Origin of the sequence: Massilia sp. GER05 (assembly GCF_052056005.1) — a bacterium.
GTDB lineage: Bacteria > Pseudomonadota > Gammaproteobacteria > Burkholderiales > Burkholderiaceae_D > Telluria > Telluria orientalis.
In genome coordinates this window covers 3,189,534-3,215,208 of the sequence record NZ_CP178858.1, presented here as the reverse complement: position 1 = coordinate 3,215,208, position 25,675 = coordinate 3,189,534, and the positions used below count along the sequence as shown (strand labels likewise).

Below are 25,675 nucleotides of genomic sequence, written 5' to 3'. Positions count from 1 at the left end.
CAGGAGAACAATATGCCACTCGCTTTATGGGCCCTCACACTGAGCGCCTTCGCCATCGGCACGACGGAATTCGTGATCGTCGGCCTGATCCCCACCATCGCAACCAGCCTGAACGTTTCCGTGCCGTCCGCCGGCCTGCTCGTGAGCCTGTACGCGCTGGGCGTCGCCATCGGCGCGCCGGTGCTGACCGCCCTCACCGGCAAGGTGCCACGCAAGACGCTGCTGCTCGGCCTCATGCTGCTGTTCACGGCCGGCAACCTGACCGCGTGGATGGCCCCCGGCTATGGCGCGCTAATGTCCGCCCGCGTACTGACGGGCCTCGCGCACGGCGTCTTCTTCTCGATCGGTTCGACGATCGCCACGAGCCTCGTGCCGAAAGAAAAAGCGGCCAGCGCCATCGCGCTGATGTTCAGCGGCCTGACCGTGGCCCTCGTGACCGGGGTCCCGCTCGGGACGTTCATCGGCCAGCACTTCGGCTGGCAGATGACCTTCCTGGCCGTCGCGCTGCTGGGCGTGATCGCGTTCGCCGGCATCGCCCTGCTCGTCCCGCGCGGCATCGCCGGCAGCAAGCCGGCTAGCCTTGTGACGCAACTGTCCGTGCTGAAGAAACCGCGCCTGCTGCTCGTGTATGCGATGACCACGCTGGGCTATGGCGGCTCGTTCATCGCGTTCACGTACCTCGCGCCGATCCTCGAACAGGTCGCCGGCTTTTCGTCGAACAGCGTCGGCCTCGTGATGCTCGTGTACGGCGTGTCGGTCGCCTTCGGCAACATCTGGGGCGGCAAGCTGGCGGACCGCAAAGGCCCCGTGCGCGCCCTGCAGATCGTGTTCGCGCTGCTGGCCGCCGTGCTGTTCGTGCTGGACTTCACGGCCGCGAACAAGATCGCCGTCCTCGTCACCGTGCTGGCCTGGGGCGCCGTCGCCTTCGGCAACGTGCCGGGCCTGCAGGTCTATGTCGTGCAGCGCGCCGAACGCGATGCGCCGGGTGCCGTCGACGTCGCATCGGGCCTGAACATCGCCGCGTTCAACGTCGGCATCGCCATCGGCGCCTGGGGCGGCGGCCTGATCGTCGAACACCTCGGCCTGATGCACACGCCGTGGATCGGCGCCCTGATCGTCAGCGGCGCGCTCGCCCTCACCACGCTGGCCGGCTGGCTGGACCGGCGCGATCCGGCGCCGCGGCACGCCGTCCGCGGCGAACGCGCCGTCGCCACGCATTGAATCGAAAGGAGAAACCATGCATACAAATATCCCGCAACTGGGCCTCGGCACGTTCCGCCTGAAGGAGCGGCAAGCCATCGATTCCGTCGCCACCGGCCTGGCACTGGGTTACCGCCACATCGACACGGCGCAGATCTACGGCAACGAGGCCGAAGTCGGCCAGGCGCTGGCAGAATCCGGCGTGGCGCGCGGCGGCGTCTTCGTCACCACCAAGATCTGGACGGAGAACCTGGCCGCGAACCGCCTGCGCGCCAGCCTCGAAGAAAGCCTCGTGAAACTGCGCACGGAGTACGTCGACCTCACCCTGGTCCACTGGCCGTCGCCGGGCGCCGCGGTGTCCGTCGCGGAATCCATGGAAGCGCTGCTGGCCGCGCGCGAGTCCGGCCTGACGCGTGCCATCGGCGTATCGAACTTCCCGATTCCTCTGCTGCGCGAAGCCATTGCGGCCGTCGGTGCGGACAACATCGCGACGAACCAGGTCGAGCTGCACCCGTTCCTGCAGAACCGCGCAGTGGACGCGTTCATGGTCGATGCCGGCATCCACCTCACCGCCTACATGCCGCTCGCCTACGGCAAGGTGATGGACAATGCCACCATCGCCCGCATCGCGCAGGTGCACGGCGCGACGCCGGCCCAGGTGGCGCTGGCGTGGGCGATGGCGAAAGGATATGCCGTGATCCCGTCGTCGACGCAGCGCGCGAACCTGGAGAGCAACCTGCGGGCGCGCGACCTGATCCTGTCGCGGCAGGACATCGCCGACATCGACGCGCTGGACCGGGGCGAACGGCTCGTCAGCCCCGACTTCGCGCCGCAGTGGGACTCGTAACGCCAACACACCGCATGCGTCACGCGTGGGCACGGTGTGCCCGCCCTACCTGTCCAGCTCCTTGTAGTGGCGGAAGATCCCTTCCTCGTTGAAGGGAATCCGCCGCCCGGACTTCAGGTAGGCCGCGATGCGCGGCCGCGCGGCCACCCGGTCGTGCAGCGCCGCCAGCAGCGGATAGCCCGCGTCGATGCGGCCCAGCGCCTTCGGGAAGGCGTAGCGCAGGCCCGCGACGAGCTGGAACAGCGACAGGTCCGCGTACGTGACCGTGTCGCCCAGCAGGTAGTCCTTCGGTTCGGGCCGGGCCAGGATGTTCTCGAACCAGTCGAAGAACTTCGGGATGCGCGTGTCGATGAAATCGGCCGACCGGCGCTTGGCTTCCGGGCGCTGGTCCTCGAAATACAGCGACGTCGCGATCGGGTGGTGCGTGTCGTGCGTCTCGGCGACCAGGTCGGCAATGGTCAGCTGGATCTGGTTCACCCAATATTTACCTTGCACATCCCGTGGCGCCAGCCCATGGTGCTCGCCCAGGAACATCAGGATGTTGGCGGTCTGGCCCACCGTCACGTCGCCCGCCTTGAGGAACGGCGGCGCGAACGACGGGTGGTCGGCGCCGTCCATCGCCGCGATCATGCGCGCCATGCCGCCCGGCTCGCGCGCCACGTCCACGTATTGCACCCCCGCCTCTTCCAGCGCCAGGCGCACGAATTCGCCGCGGCCCTGGATGCTCGGCCAATAAAAAAGTTCATACACCATGCCATCCTCCTCAACTTGTTCGGTCTGACTCAATTATCGAGCAGGATTTTGATGTTCGGCGCGGCAATCGTGCTAGTCTTGCGTCTGGCGCTTGCCTGACAAAAAATCAACAAAAATGAGAGACATGAAAACGGAAAATCATAATAGAGGGATGGGGTGTAGGTGGTTACGATCTTGATCTGCTGAACAATTCACTGCCGTTCAGCAAAGTACGAAGACGAATCCACCGATAACGATTGCCCGGAGCGCATCATGATTTTCGCTCACCTGACCAAACACTGGATGGCCCGGCGCCGCCAGTACAGCCTGTCGTCGTGGGTGCTGTGCATCGCGCGCAGCCTGCGCGTGCTGGCCTATTACCGCGACCACCGCGCGCTGTGCCAGCTCGGCGTCTACCGCAACCACGTCGCGCAAGACGCCGGCGACGACCTGTTCCACCACCTCAGCCACCGCGACTACCTCATCAAGGGCCTGAGCCCGCGCCAGCGCGTGCAGGCCGTGCTGAGCCATTACCGCTTCGAGGAAACGACGTTCAACGACGGCTACCTGGACGCCGTCTACGGCCAGCGCTGCCTCCCCCTGTGGCAGCAGGAGGCCGAGGGCAGCACGTTCATGATCCAGCTCGAGATGGCCTCGCGCAGCAATGCCGAAGGCGACCTCACCCTCGCCCTCATCGCGGACGGCAAATGCCTGCACCGCCTGTCCTTCAGCTGGCTCGAAGGCGACATGGTGGGCGTCGACATGCCCGTCGTCCCGTTCATCGCGCGCAACCAGGGCCGCTGGATCGATTCCGGCGCCGCGTTCGAAGCGTTCGAACGCGTCTTCCCGAACAACTCGCCCAGCTTCTTCTGCTTCGCGGCCATGCAGGGCATCGCGCTGGCGCTCGGCATGGACAAGGTCGTCGCGATCCGCAGCGAAGCGCACATCGCCTACGATCCCGATCCGGAAAAACATTTCGCCAACGCGTATGACGGCTTCTGGAAGATCCTCGGCGGCGAGGAAATGCCGGGCCGCGACGGCTACCTGATCCCGCTGCCGTTCTACGTGAAGCCGTTGTCCGAGATGCCGTCCAAGCACCGCAAGCGCGCGGCGCTGCGGCGCGAGCACTGGCGGCTGATCGGCGACGCGTCGCGCGCCGTCATCCAGCGCCATTTGCTGCATGCGCGCGCGCACGTGGCGCATCCGGCCGCGGTGCCCGAACCGGCCTGAAAGCCTGCCGGCGTGGCGCACGCCGGCAGGACACCTGCGCGATAATGATCCTCTGAGCAAAACCAGAGGATCACCTTGCACAACTTCGACTTTCATAATCCCACCCGCATCCTGTTCGGCGACGGCCAGATCGAGCGCATCGGCAAACTGGTCCCGTCCGAGGCGCGCGTCCTCGTGCTGTACGGCGGCGGCAGCATCCGCGCCAACGGCACGTTCGACGCCGTGATGGCCGCACTGGCCGGCCGCACCGTGTTCGAGTTCGGCGGCATCGAGCCGAATCCCACGGTCGAAACGTTATCCGAAGCGATCGCGCTCGTCCGCCGCGAACGCGTGGACTTCCTGCTGGCCGTGGGTGGCGGCTCCGTCATCGACGGCACCAAGTTCGTCGCGGCGGGCGCCATGCTCGACGCCGACCCGTGGACCATCCTCGAACAGCACGCCAAGAACGTGCACGCGGCGCTGCCCATCGGCGTCGTGCTGACCCTGCCGGCGACGGGGTCCGAGATGAACGCGGCCGCCGTCATCACGCGCAAGCGCACGCGGGAAAAATTCGCGTTCGTCGCGCGCTCCGTGTACCCGCAGTTCGCCGTCCTCGACCCGACCCGTACCTACACGCTGCCCGCGCGCCAGGTGGGCAACGGCGTCGTCGACGCGTTCGTGCACGTGATGGAGCAATACATGACGGTCCCGGCCCAGGCCAAGGTGCAGGACCGCTTTGCGGAAGGCTTGCTGCTGACGCTCGTCGAAGACGGTCCGCAAGCACTGGCGCTGCCTGCCGACTACGACGTGCGCGCCAACCTGATGTGGACGGCCACGCTGGCCTTGAACGGCCTGATCGGCACCGGCGTGCCGCAGGACTGGTCCACGCACACGATCGGCCACGAGCTGACCGCGCTGTACGGCCTCGACCACGCGCAGACGCTGGCGATCGTACTGCCGTCGATGCTGCGCGTGCGCCGCGCGGCCAAGCGGGCGAAACTGCTGCAATATGCGGCCCGCGTGTGGGACCTCCACAGCGGCGACGAGGACGCGCGCATCGAGGCAGCCATCGCCCGCACGGAAGACTTCTTCCGTGCCATGGGCGTGGGGACAAAGTTGTCCGACTATGGCCTGGGCCGCGATGCGATCCCGGCCGTGATCGCCGCACTGGAAGCGCACGGCATGACGCGCATGGGCGAGACCGGCGAGGTCACGCTGGACGTGGCGCGCGAGGTGCTGGACGGCGCCGCCTGATCGCGGAACCATCCGCTTTACAACATGTCTATTGTCTGAACCATCACGACAGGGCGCGTTGTGCTACACTCGCGCCTTCGCTAGGGGTCCTGGGAGTTCGCTTCCCGGGTGAGAGATACCCTTCGTACCTGATCTGGATAATGCCAGCGAAGGAAAGCGCAACGCAGTTCCCATCCTTGTTTGCCCTTCCCCCGTTGGCTCCGGCTTTTAAGAAAAAGCAGCGCGCCCATCGCCGGCGCGCGAACACGAGCAAACCATGAACCGTCAACTGAAGTACTCCATCCTGGCCTGCGCGCTGATGCAAGCGTACGCGCACGTCGCCTGCGCGCAGGTACAAGACACCCACCCCGTCGCCGAAGTCGTCGTGACGGGCAACCGCTTCATCGCCGTCGACCGCGCCAGCGTCGGCGGCTTCGGCGAAGCGTCGCTGTTCGACACCCCGGCCTCCATCATCTCCATGGGCCGCACGCAGATGCAGGACCTGTCGATCCGCTCGACGACCGAGGCGGTGCGCTTCGACGCATCCGTCGCCGACGCCTACAACGCCGTCGGCTATGCCGAGCAGTTCTCCATCCGCGGCTTCGCCCTCGACAACAACTACAGCTATCGCAAGGACGGCTTCGCGATCCCGGGCGATACGCAGATCCCGCTGGAGAACAAGGAACGCTTCGAAATCCTGAAAGGCCTCGCGGGCCTCACGGCCGGCATCGCCACGCCGGGCGGCATCGTCAACTACGTGACCAAGCGCCCGACGAATGGGCCGCTGCGCTCCGCGACCGTGGAAGTGTCCGAGCGCGGCACCCTGTACGGCACCGTCGATCTCGGCGGCCGCTTCGAGGACCGCCGTTTCGGCTACCGCATCAACGCGGCCGCCGCCGACCTGCACCCGTACGTGCGCGGCGCGAACGGCGACCGCCAGTTCGTGTCGGCCGCCTTCGACTGGCAGATCACGCCGGATGCGCTGCTGCAGCTGGACATGGATTACCAGCGCAAGGCCCAGATCACGGCGCCCGGCTTCCAGCTGATCCAGGGCACGACGCTGCCGACCGGCGTGTCGGCCAGGATGCTCCTGAACGACCAGCCGTGGACGCGCCCCGTCACGACGAAGGACAGCAACGTGGGCCTGCGCTTCGAATACAAGCTGGCGCAGGACTGGACCGCCACCGTGTCCGGCAACAAGCACTGGTTCAAGCGCGACGACTTCACCGCGTTCCCCTACGGCTGCAGCAACGAGGGCGCGGGCTATTATCCGGGCTACTGCGGCAACGGCGACTACGACGTCTACGATTACCAGAGCACGGGCGAGCGCAAGTCGCCGTGGGGCGTGCAGGCGCAGGTGCAGGGCAAGTTCGCGACCGGCGCGCTGCGCCACGCGCTCACCCTGGGCGCGTCGTATTCGGAGCGCCACGACAGCTTCGGCGACTACGTCTACGACTACGTCGGGTACAGCAATATCTGGAACCCGCTCGTGACGCCGCACGTCGCCGCCGACCGCGTGACGGGCCCCGTGTTCGAGCGCCGCAGCGACGAGGAACGCGCCGTGTTCGCGCAGGACATCGTGAGCCTGACGAACCGGCTGACCCTGCACGCGGGCCTGCGCCACGTCCAGATCAAGCGCAGCGAATTCGTCGACGACGCCACCGGCTACGTGCACGCCGACGACGCGTTCCTGCTGCCGAACGTGGGCCTCGTCTTCAGCCCCGCGCGCGACTGGAACGTGTACGCCGCGGTCAGCCACGGGCTGCAGCACGGCGGCATCGCGCCGATGCAGACGACGAACGAAAATTCGGTGCTGGCGCCGCAGCGTTCGCACCAGGTCGAGATCGGCGCCAAGGCCGCGCTGGGCAATGGCCTGAACCTGTCGGCCGCCCTGTTCCAGATCCGCCAGGGCCTGGAATACACGAACGCGAACAACACGTTCGTCCGCAACGGCCGCGAAACGCACCGCGGCATCGAGCTGACCGCGCAGGGCCGAGCGACGCCGGCGCTGGACTGGAGCGTGTCGCTGATGGCGCTGAACACGCGCCAGGAAGGCACGGGCCAGGCGGGCATCGACGGCAAGCGCGTGACCGACGTCCCCGCGTTCAAGTCGACGGCATGGGTGCAGTACGCCGTTTCGGCGATCCCGGGCCTGAAGCTGGACGGCACGTGGCAGTACTCGGGCAAGAAGGCGTTCGACGTCGAGAACACCGTGTTCGTGCCGGACTACCACGTGTTCGGCGTGGGCGCGTCGTACGGCCTGAAATGGGGCACGACGAACGTCACCTTGCGTGCCCGCGCGGAGAACCTGTTCGACAAGTTCTACTGGCGTGACGTGACGCCGGCGCTGGGCGGCTATCTGCTGGCGGGCGCGCCAAGGACGTTCCGGGCGTCGGCGCAGTTCGACTTCTGACCTCGTCGCCCCCGCGAACGCGGGGGCCCATGCTGAATCTCCGGAGTCTGCCCGTTAAACAGATCGCGTTGTATCCGACGGACCGGATTCCGTAGCTCGGCATGGGTTGCCGCTGTCGCGGGAACGACGGGCGTCGGGTGGTCCTATCAATGCTTCCACCTGCCGCACCCGCGCTTCCAGTTCCCCCGTCAGCAGCGCAAACGGAATCCCCCGCGCATCCAGCACGTCCACGAGCTGCGCATGCACGCGCCGCCTCACCTCCTCCGACTCGCGCTGCAACCCGTCCGGCACCCACGGCAGATCGGGCGCCGCGACGAGCGTGACCGCGTAGTCGTGTTCCGCTTCCCAGGCAAGCAGGTCCGGCGGCACGCGGCCCCAGTAGATGCGGCTGTACACGGCCGTCATCAGCGGCGTCGTGTCGACGAACAGGAAGTCGCGCACGCGCGGGTCGCGCGCGAGCAGCTCCTCGCGGGCGCGCTGCGTGCGCGCGATGCCGGGCTGGTCGTCCTCGCGTGGCACGCGCGCGTTCACCTCGACGAATTCGCGCAGGTATTCCGGCACCCACAACGTGCCGTAGCGCGCCGCCAGCGCCTGCGCCAGCGTCGACTTGCCCGTCGATTCCGCGCCCAGCAGCGCCACACGTGCCACCGACGCCACGGTCATCGCGCGCCCTCGGCCACCGGCATGTCCGCGTCCTGCGCGGCATGGGTCCACGCGCGCAGGCCCAGCACGGCCAGCACGACGAACACGGCGTACAGGATCGCCGTCAGGTGCAGGCCCTTGTAGATGTACAGGCCCACGTACAGGATGTCGACGACGATCCACGTGTGCCAGTTCTCGATCTTCTTCTTCGCCGTGAGCAGTTGGCCCAGCAGGCTGCCCGCGGTGAGGAAGCCGTCCATGTGGGGCACGTCCGTGTCCGTGCACGCCTTCAGGAACGCCGACAGCGCGAAGAAGCCGACGGCCCAGCCGAGCAGCGACGCGAGCCGGCCCGTGTGCGACAGGCGCGTCACGGGCAGCGGCTTGCCCTCGGCGCCGCGCAGCCACTGCCACCAGCCCCAGATCGAAGCCGCGATGAACACGCCCTGCAGGCCGGCGTCGCCGTACAGGCGGGCGTCGAAGAATACAACGCCGTACGTGGCGGACGACACGATGGCGAACAACCAGCCCCAGTGATTGCGCAGGATGGTCAGGACGACCGTCGCGACGGACAGCACGAAGCCGAGCAGTTCGAGCGGCGTGGTGGAAAAGCCCAGCAGGACCAGGGTATCGTTCATGGGCGGACAATGACAGGAGAGTCGGCGATTATGGAAGGTGGCGCGGGTTTATGCAACCCGACGGCGAGTGTCCGTTTCCGGACACCGCTGCCCGCCAGCGGGCAATGCGGCAGTCCGCCCCCCAGAGCGAAACCCGGCTGGCACGGGGCTTGCAATACAGGCAGCATCACAATGCCCGCTTTGATCATGGACCAGGCCATCCCGCTCGACATCCTCCGCCGCCGCACCCGCATGCGGCTCGCCTCCACGCTCCTCGTGCTCGGGGCCCTGTGCGCCGCCGCGTGGGGCCTGAACCGCGCGCTGCGTCCGAGCGTGTCCGCGGCCGACGTCGTCGTCGCGGAGGTGCGGCGCGGGAACGTGGACAACACGGTCGGCGCGGCCGGCGTCGTCATTCCCGTGCACGAGGAAGTGGTGGCGAGTCCGGGCGCGAGCCGCGTCGCGAAGGTCCTCGCCAAGCCCGGGCAGCAGGTCCGCGCGGGCGACCTGCTGCTGGAACTGGACGACCGCGATATCCGCCTCGCGCTGGAAGCGCTGAAGGAACAGCTGGCGCAGCAGGACAACCGCATCGCGACACTCAAGCAGGAACTGGAACAGAAGCGCACGCAGATCGTGAGCAGCCTCGAGCTGCTGGAGATCGACCTGCAGGCCGCGCGCGCCACGCTGGAACGCAACGAGAAGCTGCGCTCGAGCGGCCTCGTATCCGGCGAAAACCTGCTGACGGCGCAGCTGAACGTGAAGCGCACGGAGATCCAGTTGCGCCAGCAGCGCGCGCTGCTCGACGCGACGCACCGCACGACGGCCACCAATATCGCGGCGGCCGACCTGCAGAAGGCGATCCTGCAAAAACAGATCGCGCAACAGGAACAGTTATTGGACCGCACCCGCGTGCGCGCCCCGTTCGGCGGCATGCTCACCTGGCTGCTGGAAGAAGAAGGCGCGAGCGTGGCGGCGGGCCAGCTCGTCGCGCGCGTCTCCGAATTGAACAACTACCGCGTCGAAGCCACGCTGTCCGACTTCCACGCGCGCCAGCTCGCGCCGGGACAGGCCGTGCGCGTGGAGCAGAACGGCGAGATCATGGCCGGCACCGTCCACACGATCCTGCCCGAAATCCAGAACGGCACCATCAAGCTGCTGGTCGACCTGGCCCAGCCCCGTAATCCGCATCTGCGCAACAAGATGCGCGTGGACGTCGCGGTCGTCACGGAACGCCGCGCGAACGTGCTCGTGGTCGACAGCGGCCCCGCCTTCAACGGCCGCGGCCCGCAGCCGGCATTCGTCGTGCGCGACGGCGTGGCGCGCAGGACGACCCTCGACCTGGGCGCCGGCGACGGCAAGGTCGTCGAGGTCGTGGGCGGCGCGCACGCGGGCGACCGCGTCGTCGTCTCCGACACGGCCGACTTCAAGCACCGCGACAGCATCCGCATCACGAACTGAATCCAAACGAGAGGACACCATGATCAGACTGAACCAGGTCAGCAAGACCTACCGCACCGACAAGGTGGAAACGCTGGCCCTGAAAGACATCGACCTCGTCGTCGAGCGGGGCGAATTCGTCGCGCTGATGGGCCCCAGCGGCTGCGGCAAGAGCACCCTGCTGAACCTCATCGGCCTGCTCGACCGGCCCAGCCAGGGCGCGATCGACGTGGACGGCATCCCGATCAAGCGCTACGCCGACCGCCAGCTCGCGAAGCTGCGCAACCAGACGTTCGGCTTCATTTTTCAAAGCTTCCACCTGATCCAGGACCTGCGCGTGATCGACAACGTCGAGCTGCCCCTGCTCTACCGCAGCGTGTCCGGCGGTGAGCGGCGCCGGCTCGCGCGCGAGGCGCTGGCCCGCGTGGGCCTGTCCGCGCGCATGGACCACTACCCGAACCAGCTGTCCGGCGGCCAGCAGCAGCGCGTGGCGATCGCGCGCGCCATCGTCGGCCAGCCGCACGTGCTGCTGGCGGACGAGCCGACGGGGAACCTGGACAGCCGGATGGGCGCCGAGATCATGGACATCCTGCTGAAACTGAACGCGGAAGGCACGACCATCGTGATGGTCACGCACGACGAGCGCGAGGCGTCGCAGGTCGGCCGCATCGTGCGCGTGTTCGACGGCCAGCTCGTCCAGCCGGAGCATCTCCATGCTGCGTAACTACCTGCTGACCGCCTACAAGGTCTTCATGCGCCGCAAGCTGTTCACGGCCATCAACCTCGCGTGCATCGTGCTCACGCTCGTCGTGCTGGTGGTGATCAGCGCCCTGCTCGACACGGCGTTCTGGCCGACCGGTGTGGAAGGCCGGAGCGACCGCCTGCTGCAGGTGTACGGCATGCGCAGCGAGAGCGTCAACGACAAGGGCCTGCCCACCGGCCTGCGCACCGGCCTGCTGGGCTACAAGACCATCTCGCGCTACCTCATGCCGTTGCAGAGCGTGGAACGCGTTTCCGCCATCACGACGACGAGCGAGGTCTCGGTCTACCAGGGCGACCGCGTGAGCCGGCTCGACATGCGCCGTGTCGACGCGAACTACTGGAAGATCATGCAATTCAAGCTGCTGGCCGGCCGCCTGCCGGACGAGGACGACGACCGCCTGGGCCGCATGGTGGCCGTCGTCAACGCGACGACGGCGCGCCAGCTGTTCCCCGGGGCCGCCGCGGTCGGCCAACGGATCAGCGCGAACGGCCAGGCGTTCGAGATCATCGGTGTCGTCGCGGACGTCATCCACATCAACGCGTACGCCGACATCTGGGCGCCCCTCGCGACATTCCCGTCGTCGAACTACCGCGACGAATACACGGGCATGTTCGCCGCGCTGCTGCTGGCGCGCTCGCCCGCCGACCTCCCGCGCATCCGCGCCGACGTCGAACGCGTCGCGAAGACGATCCAGCCCGTGGGCGACCAGATCTTCGGCAAGACGACGTTCTGGGCCGATACGAAGCTCGACGTCGTCGCCCGCGCATTGCAGGGCCGGGAGAGCCATGTCGATTCCGGCGGCAGCCGGCTCCTGGCGATGATCGCGGGCGGCATGCTCGTGTTCATGCTGCTGCCCGCGCTGAACCTCGTCAACCTGAACATGGGCCGCATCATGGAGCGCAGCGCGGAGATCGGCGTGCGCAAGGCGTTCGGCGCCACCAGCCTGCAGCTCGCCGGCCAGCTCGTCGTCGAGAACGTGCTGCTGTGCCTCGCCGGCGGCCTGCTCGGCCTGGCCTGCGCCCAGGGCGTGCTGTGGTGGCTCGAAGCGTCGCAGCTGATCCCGTACCTGGAAGTCCACATCAACCCGACCGTGTTCGGCTGCGGCATGCTGCTCGCGTTCGTGTTCGGCCTGCTGTCCGGCGCGATCCCCGCGTGGAAGATGTCGCGCCTCGATCCCGTCCATGCCCTGAAAGGAGCCGCGTGATGCTGCGCCATTTATTGCGACTGACCTGGAAGCGCAAATCCAGGAACCTCATGCTGAGCCTCGAGATCCTGCTCGCCTTCGTCATCGTGTTCGGCATCGCCGCGTTCGGGCTGCGCTACTGGCAGCTGTACCGCCAGCCGGTCGGTTTCGACGGCACCGATACGTGGTCCGTGCAGATGCAAATGGGCGAAGCGCCGCCCAAGTCCATCGCGCCGGACGTGTACGACACGCTGCGCCGCAGCCTGCTCGAACTGCCGGAAGTGCGCGCCGTGAGCTTTGCCAGCTATGCGCCGTACACCCGCTCGACGTGGACCACGACGTTCGCGTCGCCGCAGACCGGTGCCGCCGTGCAGACCAATACCATCGAAGCGGGCGACGACCTGCCGGAGGTGCTCGGCATGCGGCTCGTGGCCGGCCGCTGGTTCAGCGCCGCCGACGACGGCCAGGACGCGCGGCCCGCGGTCGTGAACCGGCGCGTGGCGGCCGAGATGTTCCCGGGCCGGCCGGCGCTGGGCCAGCGCTACACGAGCACCGACTACGGCGTCACGCGCACCTTCCGCATCATCGGCATCGTGGACACGTTCCGCAACCAGGGCCCGCTGATGGTGCCGACGAACTTCGTCCTGATGCGGTTCACGCCGCACACGACGGAATCGCGCGTGCGCACGATCCTGCTGCGCGTCGCACCCGGCACGCCACGCGGCTTCGAGGCGAAGCTGAACCAGCGGCTCAAGGCGGTCCGCAACGACTGGGGCTACCAGATCGCGCCGCTGCAATCGCTGCGCGCCTCGCTGCTGAAGGAGCAGCTCATTCCGCTGGCCGTGGCGGGCGTGATCGCGTCGTTCATGCTCGTCATGGTCGCCTTCGGCCTGTTCGGCGTGCTGTGGCAGAACACGACGCGCCGGATCCCCGAGATCGGCCTGCGCCGCGCGATCGGCGCGCGCGCCGCCGACATCTACCGCCAGATCGTCCTCGAACAGCTGCTGCTCGGGTCCCTGGCGATGGGCGTGGGCCTCGTGCTGCTCGTGCAGCTGCCGCTCACGGGCGCGCTGGGCGACACCTTGAACTGGCCCGTGTTCGCCGGCGCCGTGGGGCTGTCGATGGCCGTTATCTATCTGCTATCCTTGGCGTGCTCGCTCTACCCCGGCTGGCGCGCGAGCCGCCTCGATCCGGCCGCGGCACTGCACTACGAATAAGAAGGACCATCACACCCATGGAACCACAACGCAGGCGGCGCGTACTGGTCGTCGACGACGACCACGCCGTCCAGGTCTCGCTGGCCCTGCTCCTCAAGCAGGCCGGCTTCGACGCGGCATGCGCGGACGGGCCGCGCGAGGCGCTGGCCCAACTCGACGCAACGCCATTCGACCTCGTTTTACAGGACATGAATTTCTCGCTGCAGACGAGCGGCGAGGAAGGTCTCGACCTGCTCGCGCGCATCAAGGCCGCGCATCCGTCCCTGCCCGTGCTCCTGATGACGGCGTGGGGCTCGATCGCGCTGGCCGTGCGCGGCGTGAAGGCGGGCGCCGCGAACTTTTTCACCAAGCCCTGGGACAACGCGCAACTGGTCGACCTGATCGAAGCGACGCTGGATCTCGGCGCGCCGCCGGCAGCAAGCAGCCGCACGCGCGCCGCGCTCGATGCGAGGTACGATTTCACGGGCATCGTCGGCGCGCACCCGAAGCTGCTGAAAGTGCTGGAGACGATCGCGCAGGTCGCGGCCACGCGCGCGCCGGTGCTGATCCTCGGCGAGAGCGGCACCGGCAAGGAATTGATCGCCGACGCCATCCACCGCAACAGCCCGCGCCGGGATGCGCCCATCGTCAAGATCAACATGGGCGCGATCACGACGTCGCTGTTCGAAAGCGAGATGTTCGGCCACGTGCGCGGCGCGTTCACGGATGCGCGCGACAACCGCAAGGGCCATATCGCCAGCGCGGACGGCAGCACGCTGTTCCTCGACGAGATCGGAGAACTGAACCGCGGCGACCAGGTCAAGCTGCTGCGCGTGCTGCAGGACCAGCGCTACCAGCCCGTCGGCGCGAGCCGCGCGGAGCAGGCCGACGTGCGCGTGATCTCGGCCACCAACCGCGAACTGGCGGAGCTCGTCGCCGCCGGAGACTTCCGCGAAGATTTGTTCTATCGCCTGAACCTGATCACGATCCGCCTGCCGCCGCTGCGCGAACGGCGCGGCGACATCCCGCTGCTGGCGCGCCATATCGTGGAGCATGTCGCCGACAGCTACGGCCTGCAAGCCGTCGCCCTCGCCCCGCAGGCGCTGGACTGGCTCGCGGCGCAGCCGTGGCCCGGCAACATCCGCCAGCTGAAGCAGACGCTGGAACGCACCCTCCTCCTGGCCGCCAAGGACGTGCTCACGCAGGCGGACTTCCTGGCGACGAGCGCCGTCGACGAAGGCGTGTCCGGCGGCCGGCTCGGCGTCGACGGCATGACGCTGGACCAGGTCGAACGCCTGATGATCGAACAGGCGCTGCGCCAGCACGCGGGCAACATCTCGCGCGTGGCGAAGGCCCTGGGCCTGTCGCGCACGGCGCTGTACCGCAGGCTGGAACGCCACGGCCTCGCCGGCGCGGACGGCGCCGCATGATGCGGCTGCGGCCCCGTCTCGGCGTCTACATCGTGGCGCTGCACGTGCCGCTGTTCGGCTGCGCCACCCTGCTGCTGCCGGCGCGGCCGTTGCTGTTCGTCGGCGCGGAAGGCCTGCTGCTCGCGAGCCTGGGACTGGGCTGGCGGCTCGTGCGCCAGGCACTGGAACCGCTCGGCTACACGCGCCGCTTCCATGAGCTGCTGCAGGACCAGCACTACGCCAACCGCCTGGCCGCCCCCGTGTCGCGCGAGCTGGACGACCTCGTGGACACGTTCAACACGATGCTCGCCGCGCTGCACCGCGAACGGCTTGCGATCGGCGAGCAGCGGGGCTTCCTCGACCGCCTGCTGGAAGCGACGCCGGTCGCGGTCCTCGTGTTCGACTTCGACGGCGCGATCAGCCTCGTGAACGCGAGCGCGGGCGAACTGCTCGGCCTGGACCGGCCCGAGGGCAAGCGCTTGTCCGCCTGGGCCGACGGCGCCGCCGGATTCGCGCAACGCCTCGACGCGCGCGGACGGGCGCGGAGCCGCCAGCTCGCCGCGCAGCTGGATGCCCTGCCGTTGGGCGAATCGCGCCTGCTGACGGACCCGGACGGCCGCCGCTACCGCGCGCAACGCGGCCAGTTCTACGACCGCGGCTTCGCGCGCCACTTCATCATGGTCGAGGAACTGACGGCGGAGCTGGAAGACTCGGAGCGCGCGACCTACGCACGCCTGATCCGCGTGCTGGCGCATGAAGTCAACAACACGGTGGCCGCCACTGGCTCCGTGCTCGACTCGCTGCTGTACTACCGCGGCCAGCTGCACGAACGGGACGCGGGCGACTTCGCGACGGCCATCGTCGCCGTCAAGCGGCGCAACGCGAGCCTCGGCGAATTCATCGACCGCTTCACGAAGGTCGTCAAGATGCCGCCGCCGGAACCGCGCCCGACGGATCTGAAAGTCGTCGTCGACGACATCCTGTGGCTGAACCGCGAACAATGCAGCACCCGCGGCATCGCGCTGGGCTGGCACCGCTGCGATGCCGTCGCGCCGCTCGCGCTGGATGCGCAGCTGATCGAGCAGGCCCTCATGAACATCGTCAAGAATGCGATGGAAGCGATCGAGGCCGCCGGTCAATCGAGCGGCGCGATCAGGCTGGAGATGGCGGACGAAGGCCGGCGCGTACGGCTGTCGGTCGTCGATTCCGGCGACCTGCTGGCCAGCGGACCGGCGCGGCCGCTGTTCACGCCGTTCTTCACGACGAGAAAGGGCGGCCAGGGGATCGGGTTGATGTTCGTGCGCGAGGTGCTGCAGCGGCACGGGTGCACGTATTCGCTGGCGCCGGGGGCGCCGGGAGAGACGCGCTTCGACATCTGGTTCCCGGTCGCTTGACGCATGCGTTCGCGTGGGCTCGGGGAGCCCACCCTGCGAACATATCGATATCGTCGCGTTCGCGTGGGCTCGGGGAGCCCACCCTACGAACATATCGATATCGTCGCGTTCGCGTGGGCTGGGGGAGCCCGCCCTACGAACGTATCGATATCGTAGGGTGGGCACCCCGTGCCCACCATGCACGCCGTTAGCTCTTGGGATACTTGATCGTCATTTCCTTCAGCAGGTTGTCCGCATGGTCGACCTCCTTCATCACCCACAGCATGTAGCGGATGTCGACGTGGATCGCACGCGTGATCACCGGATCGAAGTACCAGTCCTTCGTGATCGACTCGTAGGTCGAATCGAAGTTCAGGCCGACCAGTTCCCCGCGCTTGTTCATCACGGCGGAACCGGAATTGCCGCCCGTCGTGTCGGCGCTCGACAGGAAGTTCACCGGCACCGTGCCCAGCGCCGGATCCCGGAACTGGCCGTAGCGCTTGTCGCGGATTGCCTGCAGCAGCGAATTCGGCGCGTCGAACGGCGCCTTGCCCGTCTGCTTCTCGAGGATGCCTTCGACGGTGGTGAACGGACCCTTGACGATGCCGTCGCGCGGGCTGTACGGCGCCACGGTGCCGTAGGTCACGCGCAAGGTGCCGTTCGCGTCCGGGTAGACCGGCTTGCCCTGCGACTTCTTCCAGGCCACGACGGCGTCCATGTACAGCGGGACGACGCGTTCCAGGTTGCCGTCGACTTCCTTGCGGCGCTCTTCCAGCGCGAGGCCGGCGTCGTGCAGGTGCACGGCCAGCTGGATGAACGGGTCGCTCGATTTGCGGAACGCGTCCGCGTCCTTGCCGATCCACGCGAGGCGCTTTGCCGTGTCGCCCAGCTCCGTGCCCTTGTACAGCGGCGCCAGCGCGTTCTGCGCGGGCAGCAGCCCGTCCAGCCCGTGCGGCCGCACCTTCGTGTCGATCTTGCCGTAGCGGACCAGCGCGGCCTGCCAGCGGGCCTGGTCGACGCTGGGCACGAACGATTGCTCGAGGCGGGCCAGGCGCGCCTTGATGAACGAGACGTCGCGGTCCTGGAAGCCCGCTTCGCGCTGCGCGTCCGGCCTCTGGTGTTCCAGCGCCAGGCGGTACAAGGTGCGCGCGCTCTTCAGCAGGTCGCTGTGCGTGCCTTCCGCCCATGCGGTCTCCTGCTGCGTCGTCGCCATGTCGGCGGCGATGGCGGCGTCGAGCTCGGCCAGCAGGTTCTTCGGTCCAGTGCCGTGCTGCTTGTACCACGTGCGGAATTGAGCGTCCTGCGCATCCTTGATGGCAGCGATGTCCTTGCGCGCGAAGCCGTCCAGCAGGCCGCGCGTCTTTTTCAGCACGTTGTTCAGGCTCTTCGCCACGCTTGCGTAGCGCACCGTGTAGTCCGGGTTGCCCATCGTGGCGGCCGCGATCACGGACAGGTCGGCCGTGATCGATGCCACCTTGGCCGGATAGTCGACGTTGCGCGCGAAACGGATCTCGGCCGGCAGCTTGTAGCGGCTCGTGCGGCCCGGGTAGCCGGCCAGCAGGATCGGGTCGCCCGCCTTCAGCCCTTCGGCCGAGACGACGAGGAAGCTCTTCGATTTATAGGGCACGTTGTCCGGCGACGGATCGGCCGGGCGGCCATCCTTGCCGACGTACGCGCGCAGGAAGGAAAAGTCGCCGACGTGGCGCGGGAATTCGTAGTTGTCGATGTCGCCGCCGAAGTCGCCCACGCTGTTCGCGGGCGCGTAGACGAGGCGCACGTCGCGGATCAGCAGCTGCTTGATGCGGTAGTACTCGCCGCCGCGGTTGAACGCGGGGACCGCGCAGCGGTAGGCCTTGTCGCTCTCGCACTCCGCGATCAGCGCCTTGATGCGCGCCGCGACCTGCTCGTGGCGCTCCTTGCCCGACACGCCGGCACCGAGGCCCTTCAGGACGCGGTCCGTCACGTTCTCGACCTTCTCCGTCACGTAGACGACCGTGTTCGGCCCGCCCGGCAGTTCCTCCGCGCGCGTCTTCGCGAGGAAGCCGTTGGCGATGTAATTGTGTTCCGGGGTCGAATTGCGCTGGATCGCGCCGTAGCCGCAGTGGTGGTTCGTGACGACGAGACCGTCCGGCGACACGAACGACGCCGAACAGCCCGGCGTCGCCACGATGGCGCTCATCGGGTGTTTCGACAGGTCGGCGAGACGCTCGGCCGGGATCGTGATGCCGATGCGTTTCAGCTCGGATTTCAGCTGCGGCAGCTGGTGCGGCTGCCACTGGCCCTCGTCGGCGAGCGCACCGGCGCTCGCCCCCAGCAGGGCGACGGGAAGGACGACGGATTTGAACAAGACAAACCTCGCGAAAAAAAGCAACCACGAGTATATCGCCAGGCCGTCTTGTTTCGGAAACAAAATTGTCAGGATTCGTCCAGGAAGAGTATGTACAGACCCCATAACGGCGTCGTGCGGACGCCACATCCCGCAATTTCGTCTATCAGGCGTATTTACGTTTGCGGCGTCGCCGCACCGCCGCCATCCCCGCCAGCGCGGCCGCGCACAACGCCGGCGACGCGGGTTCCGGCAGGCCGACGCGCACCTCGTCCAGCGCGGGCGCGCTGTAGCCCGCCTGCCGGTTCGCGGTCGAGAAGGCGAAGTAGCGCACCTCGTCGAAGCCGTTCCCGTCGACGAGTCCCAGGACCGCGCCGCGCGGAGAACTGAAGTTGCCGCTGCCGGTGCGCTGGCCATCCGCATACGTGGCCCAGTAGCCGTTCAGGGACTGGTAGCCGCTGCCGGCCGCGAACTCGATCCGGTAGAAATCCGCGCCGTCCGCGCGGCGCACGCTGATGTACGCGTTCGTGCCGGACGTGGCGAAGTAGTTGCCGGAGAACGCGGGGCTCAGTTCCGAGACGGCGTCATAACAGTCCACACCGGCATAGCCGCAGCCGTTGTTGGCGCCGTAGCCGCTTGCGTGGAACAGCAGGCCGTCCTCGACCCAATCGTTGGCGAGCGCCGTGTTCAGGTCGAAGTGCGCCGCGTTGGTGACGGAGCCGACGGCCGTGCCGGCACCGAGGGTCTGCAGCACGGCGGCGCCGGCGCATTGCGCGACCAGGGTTAGAGCGGCTGCACACAGCAGGCGGTTCTTGACATGCATGGTCGTCTCCATCATGGCGTGGGAATCAGGTCGAGCGCGTCGTAGCTGTAGCCGGGGCTCAGGAAGCGGATGCCGCTGGAGCCGCTGATCGCCGTCAGCGTCAGCACGTTCTGGCCCACGACCAGTTCGGTGGCCGGGATGTCGAACGTATACATCGTGTTGTTGCCGCGGTAGGTGCCGACCGTCAGCGTGCGCGACGACGGCTGCGTGGACGCCGGCGGATTCGCCGAGACCCAGCCGTTGACCTGTGCCTTGGGCCGTCCGCCCGCGAAGGCGTCCGTGATGCCGACGCGCAGGCGCAGCGGCACGATCTGGCTCGCGCGCAGGTTGAAGCGCACGGTCAGCGTGCCGTTCACGTCCTTCCACTGGTACGCGGGGAAGCCCGTGGCCGGTGTCGACGTGCCGACCACGTAATCGCCCGGCGTCCACGGCGCCATGCGCACGTCGGACGGGTGCATGGTCGTGACCTTGCCGCCGTTGATGAATTCCGCCGGCGTGCCGTCCCACTCGCCGATGCGCCAGAGCGCGGCCGCGCTGCCCGGATCGCCCGTCACGGCGACGGTGCCCGCGTCCGTCGTGGCGCCCGCGCCGACCGTCACCGTGCGCGTCTCGACCGCCAGCTCGTTCTTGTAGACCTTCATCGTATAGGTCCCGGGGATCATGCCGGTGCTGGCGAAATGGCCGTCCGTGGCATCGGCCGCCGTCCAGTACTGGGCCGTCGCATTCGCGAAGCCGACCGTGTAGGCGAAGCGCGGATCGCGGCCCGTGATGGCCGCCCCGCTCACGGCACCGCGTGCTTCCGGCCCCACCCAGCCCGTGAGGCCGAGGGTGCCGAGCCAGGACGTGTCCACCGGTGCCGGCGCGGCGCCGTCGTTGAACACCATCGTGTACGTGTTGAGGACTTTCGTGCGCAGCGGCTCCGTCTGGCCCTCGCCGTAGTTGATGATGTAGGTGATCTCCTGGTTCGTGGCCGTGGCCTGGTTCAGCAGGCTGCGGTAGAACGGGCCGCCCGAATTGCCCTCGTTGTTGTCGCGGACGATCCACAGGCCGACGTTGGTCCCCGTCGCGCCGATGAATTGCCAGTCCTTCAGGCGCATGTTCGAGTAGTGCTTGGAGCGCGTCTCGCCGTTCGGCATGCCGAAGACGTCGCTCGCTTCGATCGCCCCGCTGGTGCCGCGCAGGTCGGACGGCGCCGGGCCGTTGGGCAGCCGCGCGATCGGCACGCGCACGATGAAGCGCGCGAGGTTCAGCGTATCGGGCTCGCTCGTGAAGTACGTCCCCATGTAGATCTTCGCCTCGCCGCGGCGCGCGATGTAGTAGTGCGTGAGGCCGCCAGCCTGCACGGTCACCTTGACGACGTCGCTGCCGATCGTCTGCGCGTTCACGTCCACCGCGGAGATGCCCTTGTACAGGTAGTCGAAGCCAGAATTGACCTGCGTGCCGCGGCCCTGGTCCTGGTACTCGACGCCGTTGTAGACCAGCGAGGCGATGTCGCCGGCCGACTGCGTGCTGACGCCGTTGTCCAGGCGCCGCACCTTGAAGACGAGGCCCGCGCCCGTGTCGATCGTGTAGAAATTGGCATCCTGCGTGAGGCCGAACGCGGATGCCGTGGCGACGGTCGCCAGCGTCCTGGTGGCGCCGGCGCTTGCCGTGTTGTTGTCGCTGCAGCCTGCGGCCAGCAGGCATAACGTTGAGGCGAAGGCGGTCCTGCGCATGAACATGTGCATCGTCTGTCTCCTGTTTGTCGGTTTGTCGGGACGTCAGTCTCGATTGTCAAATATGTACGCACCCGGGTTTGCACATCAGTATTGACGGGCTGCGCGCGGCGGGTCAACGGGGTGGAATGCTTGCCACGCAAAGAATCACGCGCTTGAGCGGAGGCCAGCAGATGCAGATAGAATGGCGGGTCCGGCGCTGTCCGGAGCTACTCGCCGACCATCATCATGTCCAGCCTTCTCGCCCCCGTTTCCGCCCTCCTCCGCCGCCTGTCGATCGACACCTTCACCATCCTGCTGCTGTGCACCGTCGCGCTCGCGAGCGTGCTGCCGTGCGCGGGCGAGACCGCCGTCGTCCTCGGCAAGGTCACCACCGTCGCCATCGGCTTGTTGTTCTTCCTGCACGGCGCAAAGCTGTCGCGCGAAGCGATCGTCGCCGGCATGACGCACTGGCGCCTACACCTGCTGGTGCTTGCGTCGACCTTCGTCATGTTCCCGCTGCTGGGTCTCGCCATGAAGCCGCTGGCGGGCAGCGTCGTCACGCCCGAGCTGTACGTGGGCATCCTGTTCCTGTGCACCCTGCCCTCCACCGTGCAGTCGTCGATCGCGTTCACGTCGATGGCGCGCGGGAACGTGGCGGCGGCCGTGTGCAGCGCGTCGGCGTCGAACTTCGTCGGCATCTTCGTCACGCCGCTGCTCGTGTCGACGCTGATCGTGCAGGGCGCGGCCGGCGGCTCGTCGCTGGACGCGGTGATCACCATCGTCGAACAGCTGCTGCTGCCTTTCCTGGCCGGGCAATTCCTGCGTCCGTGGATCGGCAAATGGGTGGACAGCCACAAGCCGATGCTGAAGATCGTCGACCAGGGCTCGATCCTGCTGGTGGTCTACACGGCGTTTTCCGAATCCGTCAACGAAGGCCTGTGGCACAAGCTGTCGGGGGAATCGCTCGTTGCGCTCGTCGTCATCAGCTGCGTGATGCTGGCGATCGCGCTGGGCTTGGCCACGTGGACGAGCCGGCGCCTGGGCTTCAGCCGCGAGGACGAGATCACCATCGTGTTCTGCGGCTCGAAAAAAGTCTCGCCAGCGGCGTGCCGATGGCCAAGGTGCTGTTCGCGCCGAGCGCGCTGGGCATGGTCATCCTGCCCGTGATGCTGTTCCACCAGATCCAGCTGATGGTCTGCGCGGTCCTCGCCCAGAAGTGGGGCCGCGAACAACGTTAACACCAGGGTCAGAGCCCGATTATTGGAAATGTCTTTTAGGTTGTTGCCAAAATCCGGGCTCTGACCCTAATGCCGTTCAGTTAAGCTAGCTTCTTGACCTTCCGGACGGCATAACGCTTTGGCGTTGCCTTGACGGCCCGGTCGCATTTGCGGCCGGGCCGTTCGTCTTTCAGGAGGCTAACCAGCCTTTCCCGCAAGTGTCTCATCGACGCAGGCAATTTTCCATACGATCTCGTGACGCCGGCCCAGTGCAGTTCGAATTGGATCAGGTGGAATGCCCGGATGAAGCTGACCTCGGTCGGCTCGCACTTCACCGCCAGCGCAGCCTTGGCGATCTCGAGCCGGATCAGGTTGTAGGCGATAAGCGTTCCCCAGATTTCCTGATATACGCCATCCGTTGTTTTCGAGCGCAGCGTCAGTGCCGTGCCGAGCATCGTTTGCTTGAGCTCCCGGTAGCTCGTTTCAATCCCCCAGCGCTTGTCGTAACAGGCGGCGATATCGCTTGGCTTGTAGCGACGACGGTCGCGCAGCGAGGTCAGCAGGATGCGTTTGCGCGCCTGTGCGTCGACGACGGTGATCGCGCGCGCTTCCCAGAACTCAGGCAATTCTGCGCACTTGGCCCTGGCCTGGGGCGACACACGCATGCGCACCAACATATCGTCGCTTTCGGCTTCGAGCGCTTCCCACTTGGTGTTCGATTTGGCTGGAATGATGTAGTGCCGTTCGGCGCCGCTGCCTGTCAGGCCGCACAAGATTTCGGCCGAGAGAAAGCCTCGATCGAAGACCGTCAGCGATTCATCCGGAATAGCCTCGATAAGCTGCTTTGCGTACAGCATTTCATTGGTCGAGTATGGGCCGAACGCGGCACTATGCACCAGGTGCGTGGGCAGCGACGTGAGGGTGACACCGCGCACTTGCGGATAGCTGGCGACCGTATCGCTGGCGTAACTCTGGGCGCCAAAGTGGTTGCGATTTTCCGCAGTGTCGTGCGTGCGCAAGGTCGTCCCGTCCATGGCGAACAGCTGCAGTCCTTTGAACAGGTAAGCCTTCCTGTCCTGCGTCACCCAATGCCTTGCCGAGCGCTCGAATAGCCACTTCAAGGGCTCAGGTCCGACGCGCTGGCGCGCTTGGGCCGCAGCGCTTTTGCTGACGAACGGCGTCTGCGCGTCCGGTAGCGCCAAACCAAGATCATCCAGCACTTCGCTGATCGATTTGTGCCGATACAAAGCCAGTGCCACCATCAGCCATACAACCTGCTCGGCAGGCAGGCGACGATGTCGGATACTCGTCGCTTCCGTGCTTATGACGGCCTGCTCGATCCATTCGTATGGCAAATGCTCCCCCAACCTTGCCCAGTCGGGAGCCTCAAGATGATTTGCCAGAAAATGCAGAGTGTCGTCGAACATGGCGACGAAGGTTAACAGCGATGCCCGGCGTTTACAACGATTAAATAAAAATGCCGTTCAGTCTTAACTGAACGGCATTAGGGCTCTGACCCCGGTTTTATTTGGCCAGCGCCAGGCCGCCCCACCACACTTCGGGGAGCGCGGCGGCGAGCATCATGCCGGGGCCCAGCGCCGTGATGAGCCAGCGCCGGCGCGGCGGCAGCCAGGCCGTGCGCGGATCGTGCAGGCTCGCGCGGATATCGCGCCAGCTGAAGCTTGCCAGCGCCACCATCCCGAGCGCGAACAGCGTCCACAGCGCCGACTCGTTCAACAGTGCGGCGAAGTCCTCATCCAGATAAGCGAGCGCCGGCAGCGCGAGGCTCACGCTGCCCAGCAGTTCGGCCGTCGCGACGACGGCCGCGCGGCCGCGGCGGCGGAAGTCGTGGCGCAGCATCCAGGCCGACAGCGCCACGTCGCCCGCCAGATACAGCGCGCTCCATGCAGGCATGGTTACTCCTGCGCGGTGAGCTGGTCCGCGTGCCAGCCGCCGCCCAGCGACTGGATCAGCGCCACGGCCGTCGTCTGCCGGTTGCCCTGCGTCTGCACGAGCGCGCGGCGCGCGTTCAGCGCCGTCACCTGGGCCTGCACCACTTCCGAATAACTCACCTGGCCGGCCTTGTAGCGGTTCAGCACCTGCTCCTCGACCTTGTCCGCCGCCTCCGATGCCTGGCGCTGCAGCTCCTGCTGCTGCGCCAGCACGCGCGTGGCGTTCAACTGGTCCTCGACGTCGGCGAAGGCGTCCAGCACCGTCTGGCGGTAGCGCGCGACGGCCTGCTCGCGCGCCGCGTCGGCGCCCTGCACCGCCGCGCGGTTGGCGCCGCCGTTGAAGATCGTCTCGGTGGCCGACAGGCCCAGTGCCCACGCCATGCTCGATGCCTTGAACAGGTCGCCGATGGCGCTGGCGGACGGGCCGTACGATGCCGTCAGGCCGATCTGCGGGAAGTAGGCGGCGCGCACGATGCCGATCTGCGCGTTGGCCGCGGCCACGGCGCGTTCGGACGCGGCGATGTCGGGGCGGCGCTCCAGCAAGGTGGACGGCACGCCGACCGGCACGTCCGGCACGGTTACGCTCCACGGCGCCGGCGCCAGCGCGAAGTCGGCCGGCGCCTTGCCGACGAGGACCGCGATCGCGTGCTCCAGCTGCGCGCGCTGGCGGGCCAGCGTCAGGTCGTCGCTCTGCGCGCTGGCGAGCTGGGTCTGGGCCTGGTAGACGTCCGAGTGCGGCACGATGCCCACGTCGAAGCGGTTCTGCGTGATCTTCAGCACGCGCTGGTAGCCTTCGATGGTGGTGGCCAGCAGCGCGCGCTGGGCGTCGACGGAGCGCAGCGAAAAATAGTCGGCCGCCAGTTCGCCCTGCGCGGACAGGCGTGCCGACGCCAGGTCGGCCGCGCTGGCCTGGGCATTGGCCTGCGCCGCCGAGACGCCCGCGCGCAGGCGCCCCCACACGTCCGGCTCCCAGCTCGAGCCGATGTTCAGGCGGAAGCTGTTCGAGGTGCGGCCGTTGCTGTTGTTGTCGTTCGACCCGCTGCCCCCGCCGCTGCCGTTGCGGTTCGCGCCGCCGGTCAAGGTCACGGTCGGGAACAGCGACGCGCGCTGCTGCGCGACGAGCGCGCGCGCCTGGCTGTACGCGGCGACGGCCGCCGCCACGTTCTGGTTGCTGACCTCGACCTGGCGCACGAGGCCATCGAGCACGGGGTCGTTGAACAGGGTCCACCATGGACCGCGGTCGAGCGCATCTGCCGGTGCGGCGGGCGCCCAACCTTGCAGCTCCTTGAACGCTGCCGGCTGCGGCGCCGCCGGGCGCTCGTACGTGGGCGCGAGCGCGCAGCCGGACAGCACGGCGGCGGCGAGCAACGCGGAGATCAGCGGACGAATGGTCGTGGTAAATCGCATGGTTC

At 67.4% G+C, this 25,675-nt stretch carries 20 protein-coding genes, 1 pseudogene and 1 riboswitch; of the genes and pseudogenes, 12 read left to right on the top strand and 9 right to left on the bottom strand.

The genetic code is table 11. From position 1 onward, the window contains the following. Positions 1-12: 12 nt before the first annotated feature. Both ACL58G_RS14420 and dkgB read left to right on the top strand, forming a co-directional pair. A complete protein-coding gene (locus ACL58G_RS14420; RefSeq protein WP_440967477.1) occupies positions 13-1,221 on the top strand; it encodes an MFS transporter in 1,209 nt (402 codons plus the stop codon). 16 nt (positions 1,222-1,237) lie between these two features. Beyond that, the gene (gene dkgB / locus ACL58G_RS14415; protein WP_440967475.1) at positions 1,238-2,047 is read left to right on the top strand and encodes a 2,5-didehydrogluconate reductase DkgB; all 810 of its coding nucleotides are present in this window, start codon (positions 1,238-1,240) and stop codon (positions 2,045-2,047) included. A 45-nt stretch (positions 2,048-2,092) separates the two neighbouring features. On the opposite strand, the gene ACL58G_RS14410 is transcribed toward dkgB, so the two are convergent. Then, positions 2,093-2,800: a glutathione S-transferase gene (locus tag ACL58G_RS14410; protein ID WP_440967473.1), complete on the bottom strand. Its 708-nt coding sequence runs from the start codon at positions 2,798-2,800 to the stop codon at positions 2,093-2,095. 252 nt (positions 2,801-3,052) lie between these two features. Between ACL58G_RS14410 and ACL58G_RS14405 the strand changes: the two genes are divergently transcribed. The 3 genes from ACL58G_RS14405 (at position 3,053) to ACL58G_RS14395 (ending at position 7,634) form a co-directional block, all read left to right on the top strand. Further along, positions 3,053-4,009 carry a DUF535 family protein gene (locus ACL58G_RS14405; protein ID WP_413341541.1) on the top strand — a complete coding sequence of 319 codons (957 nt, stop codon included), beginning with the start codon at positions 3,053-3,055 and terminating at the stop codon, positions 4,007-4,009. 75 nt (positions 4,010-4,084) lie between these two features. Continuing rightward, a complete protein-coding gene (locus tag ACL58G_RS14400; protein WP_440967472.1) occupies positions 4,085-5,242 on the top strand; it encodes an iron-containing alcohol dehydrogenase in 1,158 nt (385 codons plus the stop codon). A 72-nt stretch (positions 5,243-5,314) separates the two neighbouring features. Beyond that, positions 5,315-5,414: riboswitch (TPP riboswitch) on the top strand. An 84-nt stretch (positions 5,415-5,498) separates the two neighbouring features. Further along, positions 5,499-7,634 (top strand): TonB-dependent siderophore receptor, encoded by a 2,136-nt coding sequence (locus tag ACL58G_RS14395; protein WP_440967470.1) that lies wholly within the window; start codon positions 5,499-5,501, stop codon positions 7,632-7,634. A gap of 54 nt (positions 7,635-7,688) precedes the next feature. Here ACL58G_RS14395 and ACL58G_RS14390 read toward each other — a convergent pair whose 3' ends face one another. Then, on the bottom strand, positions 7,689-8,297 hold the full coding sequence (locus tag ACL58G_RS14390; RefSeq protein ID WP_440967469.1) for an AAA family ATPase: 609 nt from the start codon (positions 8,295-8,297) through the stop codon (positions 7,689-7,691). Beyond that, positions 8,294-8,911, bottom strand: coding sequence for a nicotinamide riboside transporter PnuC (gene pnuC / locus ACL58G_RS14385; protein WP_440967468.1), 618 nt, complete (start codon positions 8,909-8,911; stop codon positions 8,294-8,296). The genes ACL58G_RS14390 and pnuC overlap by 4 nt, the downstream gene beginning before the upstream one ends. A gap of 171 nt (positions 8,912-9,082) precedes the next feature. On the opposite strand from pnuC, the gene ACL58G_RS14380 reads away from it, so the two are divergent. From ACL58G_RS14380 to ACL58G_RS14355, 6 genes are read left to right on the top strand one after another with little or no spacing between them, the layout of a single operon-like run. Continuing rightward, positions 9,083-10,345, top strand: coding sequence for an efflux RND transporter periplasmic adaptor subunit (locus tag ACL58G_RS14380; protein WP_413384518.1), 1,263 nt, complete (start codon positions 9,083-9,085; stop codon positions 10,343-10,345). A 19-nt stretch (positions 10,346-10,364) separates the two neighbouring features. Next, the gene (locus tag ACL58G_RS14375) at positions 10,365-11,048 is read left to right on the top strand and encodes an ABC transporter ATP-binding protein (RefSeq protein ID WP_056330580.1); all 684 of its coding nucleotides are present in this window, start codon (positions 10,365-10,367) and stop codon (positions 11,046-11,048) included. Beyond that, positions 11,038-12,291, top strand: coding sequence for an ABC transporter permease (locus ACL58G_RS14370; protein WP_413384516.1), 1,254 nt, complete (start codon positions 11,038-11,040; stop codon positions 12,289-12,291). Before ACL58G_RS14375 ends, ACL58G_RS14370 begins: the two co-directional genes overlap by 11 nt. Before the next feature lie 50 nt (positions 12,292-12,341). Next, on the top strand, positions 12,342-13,487 hold the full coding sequence (locus ACL58G_RS14365) for an ABC transporter permease (protein ID WP_413384514.1): 1,146 nt from the start codon (positions 12,342-12,344) through the stop codon (positions 13,485-13,487). A gap of 17 nt (positions 13,488-13,504) precedes the next feature. Then, a complete protein-coding gene (locus tag ACL58G_RS14360; protein ID WP_440967465.1) occupies positions 13,505-14,896 on the top strand; it encodes a sigma-54-dependent transcriptional regulator in 1,392 nt (463 codons plus the stop codon). Next, positions 14,893-16,269: a sensor histidine kinase gene (locus ACL58G_RS14355; RefSeq protein WP_413384510.1), complete on the top strand. Its 1,377-nt coding sequence runs from the start codon at positions 14,893-14,895 to the stop codon at positions 16,267-16,269. The genes ACL58G_RS14360 and ACL58G_RS14355 overlap by 4 nt, the downstream gene beginning before the upstream one ends. Before the next feature lie 187 nt (positions 16,270-16,456). Here the strand turns inward: ACL58G_RS14355 and ACL58G_RS14350 are convergent, their stop codons facing one another. The 3 genes from ACL58G_RS14350 to ACL58G_RS14340 form a co-directional block, all read right to left on the bottom strand. Next, positions 16,457-18,595 (bottom strand): S46 family peptidase, encoded by a 2,139-nt coding sequence (locus ACL58G_RS14350; protein WP_413384508.1) that lies wholly within the window; start codon positions 18,593-18,595, stop codon positions 16,457-16,459. Positions 18,596-18,740: 145 nt separating this feature from the next. Next, positions 18,741-19,397 (bottom strand): hypothetical protein, encoded by a 657-nt coding sequence (locus tag ACL58G_RS14345; protein ID WP_413384506.1) that lies wholly within the window; start codon positions 19,395-19,397, stop codon positions 18,741-18,743. A gap of 11 nt (positions 19,398-19,408) precedes the next feature. Then, the gene (locus tag ACL58G_RS14340) at positions 19,409-21,124 is read right to left on the bottom strand and encodes a rhamnogalacturonan lyase B N-terminal domain-containing protein (RefSeq protein WP_413384505.1); all 1,716 of its coding nucleotides are present in this window, start codon (positions 21,122-21,124) and stop codon (positions 19,409-19,411) included. A 216-nt stretch (positions 21,125-21,340) separates the two neighbouring features. Between ACL58G_RS14340 and ACL58G_RS14335 the strand changes: the two are divergent. After that, positions 21,341-22,332 (top strand): annotated as a pseudogene (locus ACL58G_RS14335) (bile acid:sodium symporter family protein). Positions 22,333-22,412: 80 nt separating this feature from the next. Here ACL58G_RS14335 and ACL58G_RS14330 read toward each other — a convergent pair. From ACL58G_RS14330 to ACL58G_RS14320, 3 genes are all read right to left on the bottom strand, one after another. Next, entirely contained in the window at positions 22,413-23,738 is a 1,326-nt protein-coding gene (locus ACL58G_RS14330) for an IS4 family transposase (RefSeq protein WP_440963700.1), read from the bottom strand. Positions 23,739-23,835: 97 nt separating this feature from the next. After that, positions 23,836-24,225: a hypothetical protein gene (locus ACL58G_RS14325; protein ID WP_413384503.1), complete on the bottom strand. Its 390-nt coding sequence runs from the start codon at positions 24,223-24,225 to the stop codon at positions 23,836-23,838. Positions 24,226-24,227: 2 nt separating this feature from the next. Then, entirely contained in the window at positions 24,228-25,670 is a 1,443-nt protein-coding gene (locus tag ACL58G_RS14320; RefSeq protein ID WP_440967462.1) for an efflux transporter outer membrane subunit, read from the bottom strand. Positions 25,671-25,675 lie beyond the last annotated feature (5 nt).